Source organism: Streptomyces goshikiensis, assembly GCF_014650555.1.
GTDB classification, from domain to species: Bacteria; Actinomycetota; Actinomycetes; order Streptomycetales; family Streptomycetaceae; genus Streptomyces; species Streptomyces goshikiensis.
The window spans coordinates 198,339-219,026 of sequence record NZ_BMVE01000012.1 but is presented as its reverse complement, the minus strand read 5'-3'; the positions used below and the strand labels follow the sequence as shown (position 1 = coordinate 219,026).

The following is a 20,688-nucleotide window of genomic DNA, read 5'->3' as shown; positions in this document are numbered from 1 at the left end:
CAGGTGTTTCGATTCGGATCGTATGCCAGGTTGGAGGGCCCGGCATAGCCATTCCAAAAGGTGGTCACCGAAGGGTTTTGGGGCCGGCTGCCCATGTCGGTGGGAGGCCGATTGCGTACAACCTCTGGGGGCTACGGCAACATCGGGAGCTGCCATCTCGATCCGTGTACCCCGCCCGCAGGCAAGCTGACTGCGGGCGGGGTGAGGTTTGCTCACTCCTCAGTGGGCCACTCGTACAGTGTGGAGTCCACATCCGTGTCCCGGATGCCCTTGAGTCTGACGTCCGTCGGAGGCTCGACTTCGAAGCGGTTCACAGGGTCGGTCACGAGGCGGAGGGTGGGGGTGCCGGTGCCCTCCTCCAGATGCGAGGCGATGACCAGGGTGTAGTTTTCCCCTTCGGATAGTGCCCGCACGAATTCGGCACGAGTAAGGGTCAGTTCTGGCGGGACGGCGCCGCCGTGGGCCTTGATCTCGTAGTAGCGCCCGGCCGAGTCAAAGGCATCCGCCCCAAGTCCCGAAACGCCGCGCTGGTCCTCCAGTTCGATGCCCTGCTCCCGCAGGATCTGGCGTAGGGCTCGGATCACGAGCCGCTCCTTGTCCGAGTCCCGGTAGCCGAGCGGTGCGGACTGCTCTCGTGGCAAGGCGCCGCCGGGCCGGGGCTGGGGGAGTGAGGACGGCCGCCGTTTGCTTCCGCCGGGTCGTGCGGAGCTCGATCGGGACGACGTACCCGGATGCAGTGACGGAGTACCGGTCCGGGTGACCTTACGGGGCCGCTTGTCGAACTCGGCCGCACCCACGAGGCGGCGCACGGGTGCCAACTGTTCCGGCCTCGGAGGTGGCGGCGGTGCGCTCGGCAGGGGTGCGGGCGGAGCGTCGGGAGCGGGGCGCGGCGCCGGTACGCCGTTCGCGGGTCGTAGCGGCGCGGGGCGTGATGCGGGGGCGGGCGGCATCGGACGTGAGGGCGGTTTCTCCTGCTCCCGTCGGCGCAGCTGCTCGTCCAGCCGCTGACGGTCTTCTTGGTCCTGCTGCTCGGTCGAGCTGAGGGCGTCCTCGCGGACGGTCTCCACCAGGCCCTCCTCCCATACATCTCGCCATCGGTGCCCAACGCGTGTCCGCTCCGTAGCGAAATGGGAAGCGATCGCCGCTCCCGCACCGCCCTTGGCGCTCAGTGCCTCGACGGACCGGATGAAGATGGTGGCTTGTTCGCGGTCGATCTGCGCGTCGATGGGGAGCTCGATCGGCTCGTGCCCGCCGCCTGGTTCGAGCCGGATCCGCAGCCCGGGATGGAGCCGTACCTCCAGGCCGGCCAGCCAAGTCCAGCCGGTGAAATTCTCCGCCACCTCGGGCTCGTCGCGGACAAGGAGGTCCTGGAGGGCGACGACGGCTCGGCGGAAGTCCTCAGTGAGAGTGCCGTCCGGCGACAGGTCCTGTCCGCCGACGACTTGCGCGCCGACGACGTCCAGCGGAGTGACCCGTAGCAGGCCGAGCAGCGAGGCGAACTGCTGGACGTCCCCTCCAGGTTTCCAAAGAGGCAGCCGTTCCGCGAGGGCGCGTTCGAGGCCGGAGTGGTCCACAGCGAAGACCGGCCTGGTCTTGGTCCACCCGGCCGTGGTCCACAGCGGCAGCGGGCGCAACTTGTTCCGCAGCCCGAGCTGGACCTGTCCGTCATCGGACGCGACGCGGTCCCGCAGGCGACGTAGGGCATTGAGCATCACCTGCTGCTGCCGGACATCAGGCGCGCTGCCGGCCTGCGCGATCTCCTTCAGCACGTCGGCAAGGTCCTCGGCGCCCGGCTCTCTGATACCAAGCACCCTCCACAGCGGGTCAAGATCCGACCCGGTGAGCGCGAAGGGGCGGAACCCGCGCAAGACAGCGGTACCCCGGAAGCACGCGCCCGACATCATCCAGCCTTGGTCGGTAAGTACGAGTTCTTCCCCCATGAACCCGTAGCGGATCTGCTTCTCGACCTCCGCGCGCGGGGTGTCGACCGAGCGTTCCGTCAGGCGTCTAGCCAGAGCCCGGTACACGAGCAACGCTTCGGCCCTCAGGCCGTCGCCGACCTCGACGTTCCCTGGAGTGCGTTCACGGAGCTCGCGAAGCCGCTCCATGAGTCGGGGAACGTCCGGATCGCCCGAGACGCCGAGGGCCGTGAGGACGTCGGCGCGGGTCGCCAGGGCTTGATGGATGGCGAAGTGGAGGTAGCCGGGGTTGTCGTGCCCGTAGAGGGCTTCGGCGTCCGGGGTGCGGAGCTGGAGTTCGGCCGGGGTGCGCAGGTCCCCGTCGGCGTCCTCCAGCCAGGCAGTGTCCCGCAGCCGCCACACCCACATGGCTGACGTGTCGCCCTTCACGACCCACTTGCGGTCTGCCCATGCCATCGCAACCCGCGCCTGGTCGTGACTGGTGACCGGGCCGGCAAGCGTACGCAAGAGCGCGGCCGTGCGTCGGCGCCGCTCCTCCACGTTTCGCTCGGCCACGATATTCGCCACGACGGCGACGAGATCGGCGCTGATCAGGTCATCCAGGGTGAAGTTGGCGCCCCTATCGCTCATCGCGCGCCAGCGATCCGGGCTCCTCCACATACAGTCACGTGCCAGGCCGAGGCGAGAGTCCGCCGAGTACCGCTTGAAGTAGGAGTGGTGGTATTGGCTGCGTGGTACCTGTGTGAGCCGGGGCGTGTCCGCCACGCCGAGCAGTCTGAGGAAGGCCGTCCTGCTGAGGCCGTTGCTCTGCGCGGCGGAGAGCAAAGATCGCGCATAGGAGCGGTGCACCCAGACGAGCCCGGGTGTCTTGCGGGCCGCCACTGCGAACCGATCTCCGTCGGTACTCTCCAGCGCCGAGGAGAGGTAGGCGGCGCGGGGCTGCACTCTGGCGGGACTTTCGTCGCCATGGTCATCGAACATGAAGCCGTTCAGCCGGATGGCCCGCCCGATGGCCGGCCCGAGTTGGTCCCGTAGCTTCTTCGGTACCTCACCAAGTGCCCGCTGCAGAGACGTAAGGCGGGCGATCTCCTCAGTCTCTTCGGCATCGGGCAGGAGTCCGCCTGACTCACCGAGCCGAGCGACGAGCCTCAGCACGGCAGCCGTGTCGTCCCGCCGGACCAGCCATCCCTGCCTCCGCAGCCAGTCGACCACTCTCTTCGACCACTGGTCCTCCTCCCAGTAAGCAGAGTGCAGATCGAGCACGACACCCAGGTGGTCCAGCACCCCCGTGGTCTCTCCACTTCCCTCCGCGAACGCGTGCTGGTCGGCTGATGGGCGCAGCGGACGTCCGTCGGCCGTGACCACGCACGGCTTGCGCGCCAACGCGTAGGCATGGCCGGCTTCCAGAGCGACCGCGGCGAGCCGGATGATCGGTGTGACATCACGGTCTGCCTCGTCGAAGAGGCCGAGCGCATCAGTGACACGGACCTCTGGGCGCAGGTCCGCCGCCCCCGCCGAGCGCCAGTCCGCGAGCACCCGACGCCAGCGGCCGGCCCGGTCGCGGGAGGTAGAGGGAAAGGCGTACGGGGCGCCGGACAGCCGGGTGATGTCCGCATCGTCGAGTACTCCCGACAAGGCGGCCTCTTCCGCAGCGAACTCGGCCAGGGGTGCTGCGGGCCCGCCGTCCGCGACCGGCAAGGTGAGCTCCGAGGCGAGCGACTGCCGGGCGCGTGAATGGAGCGCCGCCCGCATCGTGTCCTGCAGCCGGTCTGGTGAGGTGGCCCCGGCTGTGGAGGGTAGGGGGATGAGGTGCCAGGCAGCCGGGTCCACCCGTCCGAGTACGTCGCGGACAGCGGCCTCCCATAGGTCGGCGACCAGGGTGACGAGCTGGTGGTTGAAGCGACTGTCGGCGAATCCCTCGCGGCTGGCGACCGGGTCGAACTGGGCGTGGACGCGGGCAGCCGCGTCCAGCGGCGCGACAGGCAGGCCGGCGTGGACGCTGCCGTGCCCCTGGGGCTGCAAGGGGAGCGCCACGGCGACCGGCATCGTAGTCCCAACGGCCTTGTGGTGGCGCTCCCAGCCGGGGCGCGGCGGGACCTGCGCTTCGTACACCCGCCAGACCACTCCGTCACTCGCAGTGGCGTGTCGCACCCGCACGTCAGTGTCCGCGCCGCCGACCGGGACCCGGTCACGTGCCGCGTCCTCCCAGGACAGGGCCAGTACAGTGGTGCGCTCGCCGTCCGAGACTTCGATCCGTTTGAGGTGCCGCAGGAAGAGCAGCGAGGCATCGCTCCAGCTCTCGAACCATTCGAAGAGATCGGAGGCGGGCAACGCGTCCGACTCCAGAGGGATACGGAAGACCGTCCATTGGGGTCCGGAGATCTCTTCTGGCAGCTCCGGCGGAGAGACTGGTTCCAGGGCGAGATCGGCGAACCGCACGTGGAAGGGATGGCAGTGGACTTCCCAGGTCGTTGCGAGTGCCCTGAGCGTTGACAGCCCGATGCCGAAACGCCCCGTGCTCTGAGCATCGGCGGTCTTGCCACTGAGCCAAGGCATACCGAGGAGTAGGACATCGCCCATGCGCACGCTGACGCCGTCGTGGGCGATCAGCAGCGCGTCTGGACGCCACAGGAAACGCAGCTGGCTGGCCCTCGCATCGTTGGCGTTCTGTACGAACTCGGAGAGCACCTGGAGCGGGTCTGACGATAGCGTCTCGGCGCCCCGCTGAGCGCCCTCGGCCATTCTGCGGAAGACCCCCGGTCCTTCGCGCAGCCCCTGGTCGAGGAGGCGAACTGCGCGTGCTGCCTCCTCGGTACCGGACACCTCCAGCTCCGGATCCACGCGCGGATCGTCCAAAAGCCTCCGCACCGCCGACGTGAGCGCCTCATGGTCCACGCTCGTCTCCCCCCTCTGTGCCGTATGACAGGCGACAATCCTCAGGCGTGGCGTGGCCTCTCCGATCAACAACCTTCGGGATTCCGCCAACCTCCGGCCGCCTCCCCGAGGTGTCCCCGCCCGGGCCGTTGCCCGCGTTGGGGCGAGCGCATCCGGTGACCAGCGTGTGAGCCCCTCTCCACCATGGGCTTGAACGCGGCGGAAACTCTTCGGCTCCCCCTGCTGATTGTCAGACCCAACTGCTAGAGCGCGTCTCTTCTAGGGGGTGGTCAGTTGATCGGTGTCGGCGATTACCGGCAGGGAGCGGCTCGGCGACTACTGCACGCGGGCCCGACCCGGGTGCCCGCGCCTGCGGTGGTCTACCGCCATCGAGTGACGCGACGACTCCACCACGATGACTAGCCCGGCCCGGGCCACCCGTCGCATCACGGGGTCAGGTCGCCCGCGGGAATGAGAGGCGTCACAATTGAGACGAGTGGGCGTCCGGCTCGGCTCGGGGAGTGGGCTGAAAGCCCAGGGTGTGCGCGACCCGCCCAATCCGTCCGAACCTCCCGAGTGGCACCTTGGGGTGACGACTGGTTGGGGACCAGTTGGGGACCAGTGCTGCTGCACGCGGCTGCACGGCACGCGCATTGACACACGTTCCCCGCCCTCAAATAGCTCCATATGTCCCAATTATGGGCCTGGCGCAGCCATCTGGGGGTCAAGGGGTCGCAGGTTCAAATCCTGTCGTCCCGACCATGCGGAAACGCTGGTCGAAGGCCGTTCTCTCATCTGTGAGAGGGCGGCCTTTCGTGTGTCCGGGGCCATGGTGGTAGCCATGTGGTCGCACGTCCGGCCTGTGGCGGGCTGGCCGTGGTGCTGAAGGCCGCCGGCGCGGCGGAGCGGAGTCGGCAGAGGGGCTGCTCGACAGTGTCCTGGGTGAGAAATCCTCCGCGGCGCACGGTGGTGCGGCGGCGGCCGGGGGGTGGGGACGTCGACGGCGACGTCCCAGGTGCCGTGCTCGCTGTCTGTGGTCAGGTGGGAGCAGTGGTGCCGAGCTGGTGGTGCTGGGGGTCTCTGCAACCGCAGCGGCGGTAGCTCCGGCCTCGACCGACGCTGGTGCATGGGGATCGCCTCCGGGAGGCGAGAACGGGCCTGACCACGCTTTCGGCAGCACGATCGACTACGACACCACATTCGTCGACGGTGTGCAGCATCCGGACGGGGTCCAGTGCCGGCTCCAGCAGCACCGGTACGTCCTGGGATGGAAGCCGGCCGGCATGGTGGCGACGCGGTCGCCGGCCTCTCCACCCGTCCGGCCCGGATCGGGCTGTACTCGGCCCGGCATCAGACCCTCGCCCGGGACACCGTCTACCGGCTGGGCAGCACGACCCGGATGCCGGAGAAGGTACTTCAGCGCCGGTGAACGGAGTTCAGGTCCAGCGTCAGAAGCTGCAGGGCCGCCTCGTGCGGGGAGTCGGGCTCCGCGTGGTAGAGCTTCAGGATGTTGCCGTCCTGGAGGCCGGCGGACTGATACATCAACTCCAGCTCGCCCACCACCGGATGGTCGAAGAGCTTGGTGCCCTCCATGCAGTTGGCCACTCGCTGGCGGCACCAGAGCGCCGCGAACTCCTCGTCCTGGATGGTCAGCTCGCCGATCAGCTCGGCAAGCCGCGGATCGTGCCGGTGATTTCCCGAGATGAATCGCAGATACGTCACGTTCGACTCCGATTCGACGGCCCAGTCCGCGTACAGAGCCCGGACGTTCTCGTCGAGGAAGTTCATCTTGATGACGTTGGGGCGCCGTTCGGCATCCTGCGGGACGCCGAATTCGAGGTGGGGCGCGAACAGTTGGTGGTACAGGGGGTTCCAGGCCAGGATGTCGCACCGGTAGTTCAGCACGGCTGCCGCCACACTGCCCAGTGATGACATCAGCATCCTGGTGCTGTAGCTGAGTTGGTCGTCATCGGGCGTTTGCCGTTGAGGGTTCTGCACCGCTGTGCCGATCTTGAGCAGGTAGTCCTGCTCGTCGCTGCTGAGATCCAGTGCGCGGGCGATGGAGAGCAGGACCTGCGGGGACGCCTGGGCGGTCCGTGACTGCTCAAGCCGGGTGTAATAGGTCTGGCTCACACCCGCCAGCGCGGCCACTTCTTCACGGCGCAGTCCAGGAACGCGCCGGGAGTTGCTGGTGCGCAGCCCCATCTGCTCCGGTCGGACACGCTCGCGCATCTGGCGCAGATAGCTGCCGAGGTCCGTGTTCATGATCTGTTCCACCCTTTTCATTATGAAGTGCCGAACGGCATCGGCGACATCGCGTTGGACCGCGGTGTCCTAACGCCACAACGGCCGCCACATCGGCTCTCCGCGGTCACTGCGGACTGCTGAACTTGCTGCGCAGCACCAGCCACAGGAGCAGGCCGACGGCGAGCTGAGAGACACCGGCCACGCCGATCGCCACATGGATGCCAGTGAGCTCCTTGGCGGCGGTCGCGGTGCCCTGCCCGACGACAGTGGCGAACGCCGCGCTCACCAGGGGAATGCCGATCGCGATGCCGACCTGCTGGCTCTGTGTTGCCATCCCGGTCGCCATGCCCTGTTCGTCGGCATCGACGGACGAGGTGGCGATGACCATGAAGCACAGGGCCGCCATCATGGAGAAGAACGCGTTCACGAATTGGGTGATGATCAGCGGGATCAGCCAGCGTGAGTCCGCGGTCGCCCACAGCGCGGGCAGCATGAAGGCGCCCTGGAGCGCAAGGGAGACGCCGAGCATCGTGCGCGGCGAGACGCGCTGGAGGAGACGCGGGCCGACGACGCCGGCGATGATCTGGCCCGTTCCGATCCCGAGCAGCACCAGGCCGGCAACCAGGGACGACAGGCCGAGCACGTTCTGGACGTACAGACCGGTGAAGAAGATCAGTGCCGTCTCGCCGCCGAAGATGAACAGGGCGGCCACGTTGCCGAAGGCGATGTCGGGCTTCCTCAGGACCTTCACCGGCACCAGGGCATCGACGGTACGGCTCTCCACGGTCCAGAAGACGCTCAGCAGGACGGCGGCGGCGATCAGCGCGACGCCGGCCGTCAGGTCCAAGCCCTGCTCGCCGACGCGGGTGACGCCGTAGATCCCGGAGAACAGGCCCAGGGTGATCAGCAGCGCGCCCGGCAGGTCGATGCGGCTGCGCTGCCCGGCCCGGCTCTCGTCGACGACGAGCGGCACGACGGCGATCGCCGCGATGGCCACGGGGATGTTGATGAAGAAGGCCCAGCGCCAGGAGAGCGCATCCGTGAGGACACCGCCGAGGATCGCGCCGACGCTGAAACCGGAGCTCATCATCACGCTGTTGAGGCCGAGCGAGCGGGTCCGCAGAGAGGGCTCGGCGAAGGCCGTGGTGAGCAGGGCGAGCGCCGCGGGCGTGACGGCCGCAGTGGCCAGACCCTGGAGCGTACGGGCGACCAGCAGCATCGCGGCTGAGTCGGCGATGCCTCCGACGAGAGAGGAAACGGCCAGGACGACCATTCCCGCCGTGAAGATGCGCCGGCGCCCCACGTAGTCGCCGACGCGGCCGAAGACGAGGGTGCATCCGGCGGCACACAAGGCGAACGTCGTGGTGATCCACTGCAGGCTCCCCGTCGAGAACCCGAGGGACACACCGACCTCGGGCAGCGCGACGTTGAGCACGGAGAAGTCTGCGGCCATCATGAACTGCGAAGCCAGGAGCACCATCAGGGCGGCGACTTGGCGTCCGGTCATGCGGGCACCGGTCGGCGGCGCGGATGCGGCGGTCGTGGAGGTGTCAGCGGTTGTCATGCCCCCAGCCTCGGCCGCCCGCCCCGCCCCAGCCAGATCCCCTCTGACAGCACTCCTGCGGAGACTGTCACTGGCAGTGCCACCTTCGTCCGCGGCTCACGGCCGTCACCAAGAGGAGCCGCTGCCGCACAGGGCCCTCGGTTGTTTCCGGGGCCCTGTGCGGGGGCGGGGGTGTCAGGCCGGGACCGGGGGTGGGGTGACGGCCGGTTCGGGGGGCGGGGCCGGGGTGAGCCGGGAGGCCGTTACGTGGGAGACCACCACGGCCACGATCACGAGCGGCATGACGGTCACGCCGTCCGAGCCCAGCAGGAGCGTCGCGAGCAGTACGGACGTCATCGGCAGCTTGAGCAGGGCGACCGCCATCGCTCCCATGCCCATCGCGGCGGCCGAGACGTACGGCAGGCCGGGGAGGTGCGAGAGGGCGATGCCGCCGGCCGCGCCGATGAACAGGGCCGGGAAGATCGGGCCGCCGCGGAACGCCGACAGGCAGAGGCAGTAGCCGATGCCCTTGCAGACGATCAGCAGGGTGAGCGCGGCCCCGGTGTACTCGCCGGCGTGGAGCAGGACCTGGGGGAGCGCGCTCTGGCCGGAGAAGAGCACCTCCGAGGAGTCGTTGCCGGTGGCTTCGGCGTAGGCGATGGCCAGGCCGGCGACGACGAGGCCCAGGAGCGGGGTCCACAGCAGGCGGCGGCGTTTCACGTCCTTTTGCAGCCGCCGCGCGAGGCGTTGGATGGTGGTGCCCGCCGCGGCGGCCGCGATGCCGATCACGAGGGCCCAGCAGAACTGCGCGAGGTCCGGGCGTTCGGTGGCCGGCAGGCTCGGGATGACGAGCTGCCCGCCGCCGACGCCGGTCCAGGACCCGAGCCCGGTGAAGATCAGCGAGCCGATGCCCGAGGCCAGCAGTCCGGGGAGCAGGGTGAGGCCGAGTGCGGGCCCGCCGATTCCGGAGGTCTCCATGAGCAGGAAGGCGCCGAGCAGGGGCGAGCCCAGCAGCGCGCTGATCGCCGCGAAGCTGCCGGAGGCCGCCACGACGGCCTGGGTGGTGGCGTCGGCCGTCGGCTGGACGCGCCGGATCGCGTACAGGGCGATGCCGCCGCCGAGCGCGATCAGCGGCGCCTCGGGTCCGATCACCGCGCCGAAGCCCAGCGAGGCCAGTGCCGCGAGCAGGATGCCGGCGAGTTCGGCCGCGGGGGGCGCCCCCTTGGTGTTGAGGCCCTCGGCCGGCTCGTGGCCGCCGTTGCCCGGCAGGTACCGGATCGCCAGCGCGACCAGCAGGCCGGAGAGCGCGAGGAGGGGCAGCGGCCACCACACGGGGGGCCGGGCGAATCCGAGGCCCCGGGGCAGGTCGTCGAACAGGGCGTGCTGGATCTGGTCGACCGCCTGGAGGAACCCGTACGCGCCGGCCGACAGCACGACACCCAGGACGGCGGCGAGGAAGAGGAGCTTGAGGTAGCCCCTGGTGCGCAGTGGGCCGAAGGGGTCGGTGCGGAGGGTGGCGAACCCGCCGCCCTGGGGCGGCCCGTGCCGTTCCGGCGGAGTGGGTGACGTCAAAGTGGCTCCTCGATGCCGTCCTGGTCGATGGGTGCCGCTGCGACGGCCTGGAGGGGGAGTGTCGCGGGCCCCGGCGGGCGGAGCGGGGCCGGCCTTCGGTCCGATGATGGCAGCATTACGGACAGTTCGGGCGTATTCACCCGCCCGTCAGGGCCTCCGGAGTCCGGGATCGGCCGCGCCGGCCCGGGGGAGGGGCGTCCGGGGATCTGACGGTCCGGCAGCGGGCCGTACCCGCGCGGCACCGGCCGGACACTGCCCGGACACCGGCCTACGGGCGTTCGAAGAGCTGGAGCACGCCGCCGACCGAGAAGCACACCGCCCCCGTCAGCGTCCCCCAGTTGGCGATGCCCGTGTTGAGCAGGCTTCCCGTGGAGGGCCGGGTGAAGGCGGCCAGGGCGGAGACCATGAAGAGGAGCGAGCCGAACTGGTTCACGGCCACGACCCACCAGCCGAGGCTGCGCGAGCGCAGGCAGGGCAGGGACCGGTGGCAGATCTCGGCGAACGCGAGGTGGCCCGAGACCAGGAACAGCACGCACCCGATCATGTCGGGGGTCCAGACGAGCCGGTTGACCTGCTGGACGCTCAGGCCCCGCAGGAACGAGTCCAGCAGGTTGACGCCGAACACGAGGGTTCCGACGAACAGCACGAACGTGCTCAGCCAGTCCAGCCGCATCGGCTCGTACCCCCACCACCGCCAGCCGGCCGTGACCAGCGCGCCGCCGCCGGGGGCGTGCCGGGGCGCGTTCAGCACCTGGAGGAGCGACACGTAGCCACCGGTGTTGAAGAACAGGCCGCCCGCGAAGTAGACCGAGGCGCTCAGCAGCGGATCGCCCGAGCCGAACTGGGAGATCGCGGCGCCGGCGGCGAAGAGCGCCCCGCCGGTCACGAAGGCACCGGAAGCGATGGCGTTGAGCCTGCGCAGCCGGCGCAGCGCCCGCGGGCCGGCGGCCGAGGGCCGGCCGGCCGCCTCCCCCGGACCGCGGACCGACAGCACCCCGCGCCGGCGCGCGAGCCGCGACTCCCAGACCACCGTTTCCCCTTCGGCGCGCTGCCAGGTGAGCCGGGTGGTGAACGGTCCTGCGCCTTCGGCGTGCTGCTCGGGCTGTCCCACGGCCCGAGCCTAGTGCCGGGGACGCCGTCCGGCGGGCAGTGAAACCCGGCGTCGCACCCGGGCGGGCTCAGGCGTCGGCGAGCCAGCCGGGAAGGGGTTCGCGGCGCGCCAGCCAGGACCCGGGGACGGCGGAGGTGCCGGTACGGGCGGCGACCGTGCCGCCGGTGATGGCGCAGGTGGTGTCGACGTCACCGAGCCCCTCCGCCGTGGCCCAGAGCGCGTCGACCAGGCTGTCCAGGTTCCGGGCGGCCGACCACAGGGCGAACGGCACCGTGTCGCTCGCGCGGATCCTCGCGCCGTTGCCGAGGACGGCGGCGGCCCGGCGCGCGCCGGTGCTGGCGGGGAGCGCGGCCGCCTCGCGCAGTCCGTCCCCGACCGGCCCGGAGGGCGTACGGTCGGCCACCTCCGCCAGGAACGCCGCGGCCTGCGGCGCGGGCCGGTTCCGGCTGCGGGCGGCCAGCGCGGCCGCCAGGGCCACGGCCACCGCGCCCGCGACCGCCTCCGGGTGGGCGTGCGTGACCTCGGCGGAGAGCGCGGCCTGTTCCGCCACCTCGTCGAGGTCCTCGTGGAACCAGGCGCCCAGCGGCGCCACCCGCATCGCGGCCCCGTTGCCGAGGCTGCCCGTGCCGTCGAACAGGTTCCTGCTCTCGGTCCGCCAACTCGACGGGTCCTGGGCGAGCTTGGGCAGCAGCTGGTGCATCCCGTACCCGTAACCGCGGTACGCGTCGTCGAGGTAGGCCTCGGCGAAGGCCTCGGCCAGCCGGTCCTGGTGCGCGGCGCCGTGCAGCGCCAGGACCCGGTAGACCGCGAGCGCCATCGCGGTGTCGTCCGTCCAGCGCCAGGCCGGGTCCTCGGGCGTCCGGCGCGCCCGGATCAGTTCGTACGGGTCCTGGCCCGGCCAGAAGAGGGGGAACCAGCGCTCCCCGAAGGCGTCGCCGAGGGCCAGGCCTTCGAGGGAGTCGCGGGCGGCGGCAGTTGAGGTCATGCCCGCATGCTGTCAGCGCCTCTTACCCGGCCGCACCCGGTTTCCCGGCGGCGTCCGGCCGCGGCCCGGACGCGGCGGCGTTCAGGAGGCCGCGACGCGCGGCAGGGCGGCCTCCGCCTCGGCCGGCCGCGCCTGCGCCTGCGCCTGCGTCGGCCCAGGTGCAGGCTCGGGCTCGGGCGTGGGCTCGACCGGGTCGGGCAGGGCGAACAGCTTCAGGAAGAGCTGCGACAGCGGTCCGATGGCGAGCGCGTACGCGATCGTGCCGACGCCCACGGTGCCGCCGAGCAGGAATCCGGCCGCGAGCACGGTCAGCTCGATGCCGGTCCGCACCAGCCGCACCGAGCGGCCCGTCCGCCGGTGCAGCCCGGTCATCAGGCCGTCGCGCGGCCCCGGCCCGAAGGCGGCGCAGATGTAGAGGCCGGTCGCGACCCCGTTGAGGACGATGCCCGCCGTGAGCAGGGCAGCCTGCGGGACGAGGCCGTGCGCGTCCGGCAGGACGGCGAGGGTCGCGTCCATGGACAGGCCCACCGCGAAGACGTTGGACACCGTGCCCAGCCCCGGCCGCTGCCGCAGCGGCACCCACAGCAGCAGGACCAGCGCACCCACGGCCACCGACACGGTGCCGATGCTCCACCCGAGCCGCTCGGCCAGGCCCTGGTGGAAGACGTCCCACGGGTCCAGGCCCAGGCCCGCGCGGACCAGGAACGCCGAGCTCGCCCCGTACAGGGCGAGGCCCACGTAGAGCTGCGACAGCCGGCGGGGGAGGCGGCGCGCGCGGGCGGCGGGTCGCGGAGGGGTGGAGGACACCGGTGGAGCCTTTCCTGGGGCCAAAGATCGACGGATCTCACGGTGTGGCATGTGCCCACGGCCCGGACAGGGCCAATCCGACCCAAGTGGCCTTACTTCGATGCCCGTGATCGCCCACTTCGGCGGGCCGCTCTCCCGGCTCGCCCCTCCGGCGTGAGAACGGGCACATTTATGACCCGTTTAGTCCGAATTGGTGAATGATTGTGTCCGGTCTGGCTGGATTTGCGATTCGCGGGTGGGGTGCCAGGCGCCATCGAAGTCAAGCGCCACCGGGAGAGAGATGCGACGCGAACACGGCCGGAAAGCCACTCTGCGGACAGCCCTGCCCATCGCGGCGGGCGCCGCGGTCCTCGGCTTCGGCGGCCTCTACGTCACCGGCCTGATCATGACCGGCGACGCCGTGGCCGACGGCACCACCGTGCGCGGAGTCGACATAGGCGGCATGAGCCGTACGGAGGCCAAGACCGCCCTCGACCACCGGCTCGGCCCCGTCGCCGCGGCGCCGATGCAGCTGAAGATCGGCGACCGCGTCGAGAAGGCCGCCCCCGCCGCCTTCGGCCTGTCCGTGGACACCGCCGCCACCGCCGCGCGCGCCACCGACACCGGATCCGACCCCGTCACCGTCATCGGCCGCCTCTTCGCGCCCGAGCGGGACCGCGAGGTCGAGCCCGTGATCCGGGTGGACGCCCCGGCCGGGACGGCCGCGGCCGACCGGCTCGCCGCCGCCCGCCGCCAGGAGGCCCGCAGCGGCGCCATCACCTTCGAGGACGGCGCCGCCAAGGTCACCGCCCCCGTCACCGGTGTCACCGTGCACGCGGGTCAGGCGGCGGACGCCGTCCGCGCCGCCTATCTGCGTCCGGGCTCCGGCCCCGTCGCGCTCCCGGTGAAGCGGACGGCCCCGGCCGTCGGGCCCGAGGAGACCGCCCGGGCCATGAAGGAGTTCGCCGAGCCCGCGATGTCCGGCCCGGTCACCCTCACCCTGGCGGGGAAGCCCGTCACCATCACGCCCGCCGTGCTCGGCAAGCACCTCACGGTCAAGGACGACGGCCACGGCCGCCTCGTCCCCCACCTCGACGCGCAGGGGCTGCTGGACGACCCCGCGGTCGCCCGCCAGGTGGCCGAGGCCGCCCCCGCCCCGCGCAACGCGACGCTGCGCACCGACGCCGCGAACCGGGTGGTCGTCGCCGACGCCGGGCGCCCCGGGCTCAAGGTCACGGCCAAGGCCCTCGGGGACGCGGTCATGCCGCTGCTGACGCGCTCGGGAGCCGCCCGCAGCGCCGAGCTCGCCGCACCGGCCGTCCAGCCGCGCCTGACGGGCGCCGAGGCCGAGCGCCTGGGCATCAAGGAGCAGGTCTCGTCCTTCACCGTCAACTTCCCGGCCGCCCCGTACCGCACCACCAACATCGGGCGCGCCGTCGACCTGATCAACGGCTCGCTCGTCATGCCGGGCGATACGTGGAGCTTCAACAAGACGGTCGGCGAGCGGACCAAGGAGAACGGGTTCGTCGACGGCATCATGATCAACGACGGCCAGTTCACGAAGTCGCCCGGCGGCGGTGTCTCGGCGGTCGCGACGACCATGTACAACGCCCTCTTCTTCGCGGGCGTCAAGCCGCTGGAGCACGGGGCGCACTCGTTCTACATCGAGCGCTACCCCGAGGGCCGGGAGGCCACCGTGGCCTGGGGCACCCTGGACCTGCGCTGGAAGAACGACTCCGGTCACGCGATCTACATCCGGGCGCGGTCCACCGACACCTCGGTGACCATCAGCTTCCTCGGTACGAAGAAGTACGACGAGATACGCGCGACCCACGGGCCGCGGACCAACCCCGTCCCGCCGGGCAAGCGCACGGGCGCCGGCCCGACGTGCGAGGTGCAGACCCCGCTGGAGGGGTTCGACGTGTCCGTCGGCCGCGTCTTCGTCAAGGGCGGCCAGGAGGTCAAGAAGGAGACCTTCCGGACGCACTACACCCCGCGCGACGAGGTCACCTGCGACGCCGAGGGCCCGGCCGCGCCGGCTGCGCCCGCCGCGCCGACGCCCACGGCGCCGGCGACCCCCGCGCCGTCCCAGGCGTCGGCCGCCCTCCCCGCCGGACACGCCCGCGCCTGACCTGACCGGTCAGCCCGTCCGCCCCCGCCCGCCGCGCGTCAGTGCAGGCGGGCGGCGGCCGCGGCGAAGGGCGCCGCCTGCGCCGGGACGGTCGCCAGGACAGCCACCCACGACCCGTCGGTGAACCGGATCTCCATCCGGCCCCGCTGCGTCATGCCGGTGCCTGCGCGCAGCGCGGCGATGGCCGACCTCGGGGCCTCCCAGTACTGCTTCATCACGGGCGTCGCCTGCCACAGCGGCGAGACGTCGCTCAGCCCGAACCAGCGCCGGTCGGTGACGGCGAGGACGCCGGTGGCCGAGCCCCGCACATTGGCGCGGCTCACCAGGAAGTGGCCGGCCGCGCTCTGCCAGCCGCCCTCCATGCTCGTGCCGTGCGCGAGCGCCGCGCCGGGGTCCTCCACCGGGTCCGGCGCGCGGTCGTGTCCGCGGGTGACCAACTGCCGCAGTGAGCGGGGGAGTCTCGCCTCGATGCGCCGGCCGAGGTCCGGGGGCTCCGGAGCGGCCAGCAGGTCCTCCGGCGGAAGCGGTACGCCGGGTCCCAGTTCGTAGGGACACGCGGCTATCAGCCGCTCGTCCGGATGCAGGAATCCCTGGGCTTGTTCGCGCCTCTCCTGGTTCAACGCGCCAGCTCCTGTTCAGTCGGTGGATCGGCGGGGCGAGGATTGTGTCCTGCCCCGAACGATTGTCCCTGACCTGGGATTCCTCTTGATCATCGGGATGCGGTGGCGGGCGGAACCCGGCAATTCAGGCGTACTTGGCGGCGCTCGGCCGGGCGTGTCGCAGCGGGAACCGGCCGATCCGCGAGGGCCGTCCGAGAGTCTTCCGGAAGCCGCCGGAAGGGGCCCGGAACCGCATCGCGACGGGTCCCGCGCTGACCGGAAGCGGAAGCGGATGGCGTGCGACCGCTTGATGGAACATGCGGGTTTCGGCCACATCTGGTATGCCCAACGGGCTTACAGAGCCCAGATCATGACCTGCTGTCAAGACCAACGCGCACAACCCGCTAAGCTTCCGGGCCATTGTCATATGATCATTCGCTTTCGATCGTTTGAGGGTTCTGATGGTTCGAGTGGGATCGTCGCCCGGAAGTCCAGGGCCCACCTCACCCGTCGTGTGGGCGCTGCCCGCCCTGGTGACCGCCGCCGCCGCGGTGGCCGCCGTCGTCATCGTTTCGGCGCCTGCCCGCACCCCCGTCGCCTGGGTCGGTGCGGTGGCCTTCGTCGCCGTGGCGCTCTCCTGCGCCGAGGCCGCCCGGCGGGGCAGGGCGATCGCGGCCCTGCGGGCCACGGTCGCCGGCCAGGAGGCTTCCCTGTCGCGCCAGGAGGCCGAGACCGTACGCCTCGCGCAGGACCTCCTGCCCGACGTCGTGGAGCGGCTGCGCAAGGGGGAGTTCCCCGATGAGGTGCTCGCCTCCCTGGAGGACCCGGACGCCTACGAGCCGGGCCTGACGCCCGCGTTCCGGGCCGCCCACCAGGCGGTGCTGCGCTCGGTGCTCGACGCCGTCGTCGCCGAGGAGGACCTGCGCGACTCCGCGCAGCGCGCGTTCGTGAACATCGCCCGTCGCGTCCAGGCCATCGTGCACCAACAGGCCCAGGAACTGCGGGAGATGGAGGACCGGCACGGCCACAGCCCCGAGGTCTTCGGAGACCTGCTGCGGCTCGACCACGGCACGGCCCTGATCGGCCGGCTCGCCGACTCCATCGCCGTCCTCGGTGGCGCCCGGCCCGGCCGCCAGTGGAGCAAGGCCGTCCCGCTGTACAGCGTGATGCGCGGCGCCATGTCGCGGATCATCGACTACCAGCGCGTGGAGCTGCACTCCGTCTCGCAGGTCGCCGTCGTCGGCCCCGCCGTCGAACCGCTGATCCACGCGCTCGCCGAGCTCCTGGACAACGCGACCCGCTACTCCCCGCCGCGGACCAAGGTCCACCTGACCGCGGTCGACGTGAACTCGGGCATCGCCGTCGAGATCGAGGACGGCGGCGTGAGCATGAGCGAGGAGGCCCGCAAGCGGGCCGAGCGCATGCTGCGCCAGGCGCAGCAGGGCATCGACCTCAACGACCTCGGCGAGACGCCGCGCCTCGGCCTCGCCGTCGTCGGCCGCCTCGCGCAGGCGTACGACTTCCAGGTCTCGCTGCGTTCCTCCGCGTACGGCGGGGTGCGCGCCGTCCTGGTCATCCCCCAGGCCCTGATCACCACCGCCGAGGCCGCCACCGGTGTCGCCCACGGCATCGGTACCGCCTCCGGGCCCCGGGCGGCCCTGCCCGCGGCGGCCCGGCCGGCCGCGGCGCAGGCCGCGATCCCGCCCGCCCGCACCGAGCCCGCCCGCCCGGAGCCGGCACGCACCCAGCCGGCCCGCACCGAGGCCGCACGGCCCGAGCCGGCGCGCCCCAGGCACGCACGGCCCGAGCACGCGCGGTCCGAGCACTCCCGGCCCGAGCCCGCGCGCCCGGCCACCGGACCGCGGCTTCCGGCGGACGACGAGGAGATCCCCGTGGTCACCGAGCGGACCGCGAACGGCCTTCCGCAGCGCCGCCGCAAGGCCCACACCCCGGCGCCGGCCCTGCCCGGCGTCCACGACCGCGCCACCGCACCCGCACCCGACGCGGCCCGGGCCACGACCGAGCCCGAGCCCCAGGTGCAGCCCGGAATGTGGCTGGCCGCCTTCCAGGGCGGCCTGTCCGGGGACAGTCAGACCGCCACGAGCCGGACCGGCGGAGCAAGCCAGAACACAGACGCCTCGCCGGACTCGGCGAGCAAGGGGGGACAGCCGTGAGTCAGCAGACCAACATGGACTGGATGCTCAAGGACCTGGCCGAGAGCGTTCCGCAGACCCGCCACGTCATCGTGCTCTCCGCCGACGGCCTGCGCATGGCGCAGTACGGCGCGGAGACCGACACCGCGGACCGGCTCGCCGCCGCCTGCGCCGGACTGCAGAGCCTGGCCGGCGCGGTCGCCTCCGAACTCCCCAACAGCAGCGGGCGGATGCGGCTCGTCGTCATCGAGATGGACGGCGGCTTCTTCTACCTGATGGCGGCCGGGGCCGGCGCCTACCTCGCCGTACTCGCGAACGAAGGCGTCGACGCGGGCCTGATGGGCCAGCGGATGCGCGATCTGGTCGCCCGGATCGGAGAACATCTGAGCAGCCCGCCCCGCCGCGAGGGGCAGCCCGCGTGAGCAACCCGGGCCGGGGCTGGGAAGACGGCACCCCCGAGCGGCTCTACGTCATAACCGGCGGTCGCAGCGGACCTTTACAGTCCACCTCCCTCGACCTGGTGACGCTGATCATCGCCAGGTCGGGGCCCAGGCCCGGTATGCAGCCCGAACACGCGGCGATCATGCGGCTGTGTCAGTCGCCGCTCTCGGTGGCCGAGGTCTCCGCGTACCTCGGCCTGCCGGTGAGCGTGGTCACCGTACTGCTCGGTGACCTGCTCGCCGAGAACCAGGTGCTGTCCCGCCCACCCGTCGCACCCGCCCAACTCCCGGACCTGGCACTGATTGAGGCAGTCATCGATGGACTTCGAAAGCTCTGAGAAGCCCGCGGGCCCGCGGCGCGAGGACGCGCTGCCGGCCACGGCCGCCGCCGCGGTCAAGGTCGTCATCGTCGGCGGGTTCGGGGTCGGCAAGACGACCCTGGTCGGCTCGGTGAGCGAGATCCGGCCCCTGACCACGGAAGAGACGATGACCCAGGCCGGGGTCGGCGTCGACGACATCCAGGGTGTGGAGCGTAAGAGCTCCACCACCGTGGCCATGGACTTCGGCCGCATCAGCATCAACGAGGAACTGGTGCTGTACCTGTTCGGCACCCCCGGCCAGCAACGCTTCTGGTTCCTCTGGCACGGCCTGTTCGAGGGCGCCCTGGGCGCCGTCGTCCTCGTGGACACCCGCAGGCTGGAGGTCAGCTTCGACGTGATCGGCCGGCTGGAGGAGCGCGGCGTACCGTTCGTCGTCGCCGTCAACTCCTTCCCCGAGGCGCCCCAGCACCCCCTGGACGAGCTGCGCGCCGCCCTCGACCTGCCCGAGTCCGTGCCGCTGGTCGTCTGCGACGCCCGGCGCCGCGACTCCAGCCGTGACGTCCTGATGGCGCTCATGCGCTACCTGCACTCCCTCGCCGTGACCCCGGAGGCATCGTGAGCAGCCCGTACGCAGACCAGACCCCGCCGCCGGGCTGCCCGGCCCACCGGCTCTACGGGCCCGAGGCCGAGGCCGACCCGATGGGGCTGTACGAGAAGCTGCGCGCCGAGCACGGCGCCGTGGCCCCCGTCCTGGTCCACGGCGACCTCCCGGCCTGGCTCGTCCTCGGCCACCGCGAGAACCTGGACGTGGCGCGCACCCCGTCCCGGTTCTCCCGCGACCCCCGCCGCTGGCGGGACATGCAGGAGGGCAACGTCCCGGCGGACCACCCGCTGACCCCGATGACGGCCTGGCAGCCCGTGTGCCACTTCGTCGACGGCGTGGAGCACGACCGGCTGCGCGGGGCGATCACCGAGTCGCTGGAGCGCTTCGACCGGCGCGGCGTGCGCCGGTACGTCAAGCGCTTCGCCGACCAGCTGATCGACGCCTTCGTCCAGTCCGGGCGCGTCGACCTGGTCGCCGCCTTCGCCGAGCCGCTGCCGATGCTGGTGATGACCCAGCTCGTCGGCGCGCCGGAGTCCTACGGCCCGCGCCTGGTCGAGGCCGCCCGCGACATGATCCGGGGCACCGAGACGGCCCTCGTCAGCAGCGAGTACGTCACGGTCACCCTGCGCGAACTCGTCGCGCGCAAGCGGGAGGTGCCCGGACGGGACTTCACCACCTGGCTGCTGGAGCACCCCACGGCGCTCGGTGACGAGGAGATCGTGGAGCACCTGCGCCTGGTGCTGATCGCCGCCTTCGAGACGACGGCCAACCTGATCGCCAACACCCTGCGCATGGTGCTCACCGACAGCCGTTTCCGCGCGAACCTCTCCGGCGGCCACATGACGCTGCCGGACGCGCTGGAGCAGGTCCTGTGGGACGAGCCGCCGCTCATGACGGTCCTCGGGCGCTGGGCCACCGGTGACACCGAGATCGGCGGCGTGCGCATCGAGGCCGGGGACATGCTGCTGCTGGGCCTCGGTGCGGGCAACCTCGACCCCGAGATCCGTCCCGACGCGACGCTGCCCGTCCACGGCAACCGGTCCCACCTGGCCTTCAGCAGCGGCCCCCACGAGTGCCCCGGGCAGGACATCGGCCGGGCCATCGCGGACACCGGCATCGACACGCTGCTGACCCGGCTGCCCGACCTGGAACTGGCCGTACCCGAGGGCGAGCTGGAGTGGAACTCCTCGCTGATGTCCCGTCATCTGGTGGCGCTCCCGGTGCGGTTCACCCCGCGCGGCAGCACGGTCACCGGGTCCACGCCCGTCCCCGTCGCCGTCCCCCGGCCCCGGACCGAGGCCCGGCCGGCCACCGCGCCGTCCGGCCCCTCCTCCGTCCCGCCGGCCGGTGGCCGGCCGACGGGACGTACGTCCTTGTGGACGCGCCTGCTGGGCCGTAGCTGAC

At 71.6% G+C, this 20,688-nt stretch carries 15 protein-coding genes; 7 read left to right on the top strand and 8 right to left on the bottom strand.

Going from position 1 to position 20,688, the window contains the following annotated elements; genetic code table 11:
• Positions 1 to 212: 212 nt before the first annotated feature.
• A complete protein-coding gene (locus IE248_RS28815) occupies positions 213 to 4,814 on the bottom strand; it encodes a sacsin N-terminal ATP-binding-like domain-containing protein (protein WP_190032109.1) in 4,602 nt (1,533 codons plus the stop codon).
• Between the two features lie 1,246 nt (positions 4,815 to 6,060).
• Here IE248_RS28815 and IE248_RS28810 point away from each other — a divergent pair.
• Positions 6,061 to 6,222, top strand: a complete 162-nt coding sequence (locus IE248_RS28810) for a hypothetical protein (RefSeq protein ID WP_158074302.1) — start codon at positions 6,061 to 6,063, stop codon at positions 6,220 to 6,222.
• Here IE248_RS28810 and IE248_RS28805 read toward each other — a convergent pair.
• From IE248_RS28805 to yczE, 6 genes are all read right to left on the bottom strand, one after another.
• Positions 6,210 to 7,079 carry a helix-turn-helix transcriptional regulator gene (locus tag IE248_RS28805; protein ID WP_229895589.1) on the bottom strand — a complete coding sequence of 290 codons (870 nt, stop codon included), beginning with the start codon at positions 7,077 to 7,079 and terminating at the stop codon, positions 6,210 to 6,212. The genes IE248_RS28810 and IE248_RS28805 overlap by 13 nt on opposite strands.
• 85 nt (positions 7,080 to 7,164) lie before the next feature.
• Positions 7,165 to 8,604, bottom strand: coding sequence for an MFS transporter (locus IE248_RS28800; RefSeq protein ID WP_190032107.1), 1,440 nt, complete (start codon positions 8,602 to 8,604; stop codon positions 7,165 to 7,167).
• Between the two features lie 174 nt (positions 8,605 to 8,778).
• A complete protein-coding gene (locus tag IE248_RS28795; RefSeq protein ID WP_079196041.1) occupies positions 8,779 to 10,155 on the bottom strand; it encodes a chloride channel protein in 1,377 nt (458 codons plus the stop codon).
• A gap of 268 nt (positions 10,156 to 10,423) precedes the next feature.
• Complete coding sequence (locus IE248_RS28790) at positions 10,424 to 11,266, bottom strand: hypothetical protein (RefSeq protein WP_073796272.1); 843 nt, start codon at positions 11,264 to 11,266, stop codon at positions 10,424 to 10,426.
• Positions 11,267 to 11,333: 67 nt separating this feature from the next.
• Positions 11,334 to 12,251 carry an ADP-ribosylglycohydrolase family protein gene (locus tag IE248_RS28785; RefSeq protein WP_190032106.1) on the bottom strand — a complete coding sequence of 306 codons (918 nt, stop codon included), beginning with the start codon at positions 12,249 to 12,251 and terminating at the stop codon, positions 11,334 to 11,336.
• 81 nt (positions 12,252 to 12,332) lie between these two features.
• A complete protein-coding gene (gene yczE / locus IE248_RS28780) occupies positions 12,333 to 13,109 on the bottom strand; it encodes a membrane protein YczE (RefSeq protein WP_373301647.1) in 777 nt (258 codons plus the stop codon).
• Positions 13,110 to 13,338: 229 nt separating this feature from the next.
• Between yczE and IE248_RS28775 the strand changes: the two genes are divergently transcribed.
• The gene (locus IE248_RS28775; protein ID WP_190032105.1) at positions 13,339 to 15,168 is read left to right on the top strand and encodes a VanW family protein; all 1,830 of its coding nucleotides are present in this window, start codon (positions 13,339 to 13,341) and stop codon (positions 15,166 to 15,168) included.
• Between the two features lie 38 nt (positions 15,169 to 15,206).
• Here IE248_RS28775 and IE248_RS28770 read toward each other — a convergent pair whose 3' ends face one another.
• Positions 15,207 to 15,788, bottom strand: a complete 582-nt coding sequence (locus IE248_RS28770; protein WP_037797141.1) for a hypothetical protein — start codon at positions 15,786 to 15,788, stop codon at positions 15,207 to 15,209.
• Between the two features lie 440 nt (positions 15,789 to 16,228).
• Between IE248_RS28770 and IE248_RS28765 the strand changes: the two genes are divergently transcribed.
• From IE248_RS28765 to IE248_RS28745, 5 genes are read left to right on the top strand one after another with little or no spacing between them, the layout of a single operon-like run.
• Positions 16,229 to 17,941, top strand: a complete 1,713-nt coding sequence (locus IE248_RS28765) for a sensor histidine kinase (protein ID WP_100583187.1) — start codon at positions 16,229 to 16,231, stop codon at positions 17,939 to 17,941.
• A gap of 14 nt (positions 17,942 to 17,955) precedes the next feature.
• Entirely contained in the window at positions 17,956 to 18,342 is a 387-nt protein-coding gene (locus tag IE248_RS28760) for a roadblock/LC7 domain-containing protein (protein WP_037795596.1), read from the top strand.
• Positions 18,339 to 18,698: a DUF742 domain-containing protein gene (locus IE248_RS28755; RefSeq protein ID WP_008744112.1), complete on the top strand. Its 360-nt coding sequence runs from the start codon at positions 18,339 to 18,341 to the stop codon at positions 18,696 to 18,698. The genes IE248_RS28760 and IE248_RS28755 overlap by 4 nt, the downstream gene beginning before the upstream one ends.
• Positions 18,679 to 19,299 carry a GTP-binding protein gene (locus IE248_RS28750; protein WP_008744113.1) on the top strand — a complete coding sequence of 207 codons (621 nt, stop codon included), beginning with the start codon at positions 18,679 to 18,681 and terminating at the stop codon, positions 19,297 to 19,299. Before IE248_RS28755 ends, IE248_RS28750 begins: the two co-directional genes overlap by 20 nt.
• Positions 19,296 to 20,687 (top strand): cytochrome P450, encoded by a 1,392-nt coding sequence (locus tag IE248_RS28745; RefSeq protein WP_190032104.1) that lies wholly within the window; start codon positions 19,296 to 19,298, stop codon positions 20,685 to 20,687. Before IE248_RS28750 ends, IE248_RS28745 begins: the two co-directional genes overlap by 4 nt.
• Position 20,688 lies beyond the last annotated feature (1 nt).

Excerpts from the sequence above, each read along its gene's own strand:
- IE248_RS28775 (WP_190032105.1), top strand. The coding sequence starts at position 13,339 with ATGCGACGCGAACACGGCCGGAAAGCCACTCTGCGGACAGCCCTGCCC.
- IE248_RS28760 (WP_037795596.1), top strand. The coding sequence starts at position 17,956 with ATGGACTGGATGCTCAAGGACCTGGCCGAGAGCGTTCCGCAGACCCGC.
- IE248_RS28810 (WP_158074302.1), top strand. The coding sequence starts at position 6,061 with ATGGAAGCCGGCCGGCATGGTGGCGACGCGGTCGCCGGCCTCTCCACC.
- yczE (WP_373301647.1), bottom strand. The coding sequence starts at position 13,109 with ATGCCACACCGTGAGATCCGTCGATCTTTGGCCCCAGGAAAGGCTCCA.
- IE248_RS28800 (WP_190032107.1), bottom strand. The coding sequence starts at position 8,604 with ATGACAACCGCTGACACCTCCACGACCGCCGCATCCGCGCCGCCGACC.
- IE248_RS28750 (WP_008744113.1), top strand. The coding sequence starts at position 18,679 with ATGGACTTCGAAAGCTCTGAGAAGCCCGCGGGCCCGCGGCGCGAGGAC.
- IE248_RS28765 (WP_100583187.1), top strand. The coding sequence starts at position 16,229 with ATGGTTCGAGTGGGATCGTCGCCCGGAAGTCCAGGGCCCACCTCACCC.
- IE248_RS28785 (WP_190032106.1), bottom strand. The coding sequence starts at position 12,251 with ATGACCTCAACTGCCGCCGCCCGCGACTCCCTCGAAGGCCTGGCCCTC.
- IE248_RS28805 (WP_229895589.1), bottom strand. The coding sequence starts at position 7,079 with ATGAAAAGGGTGGAACAGATCATGAACACGGACCTCGGCAGCTATCTG.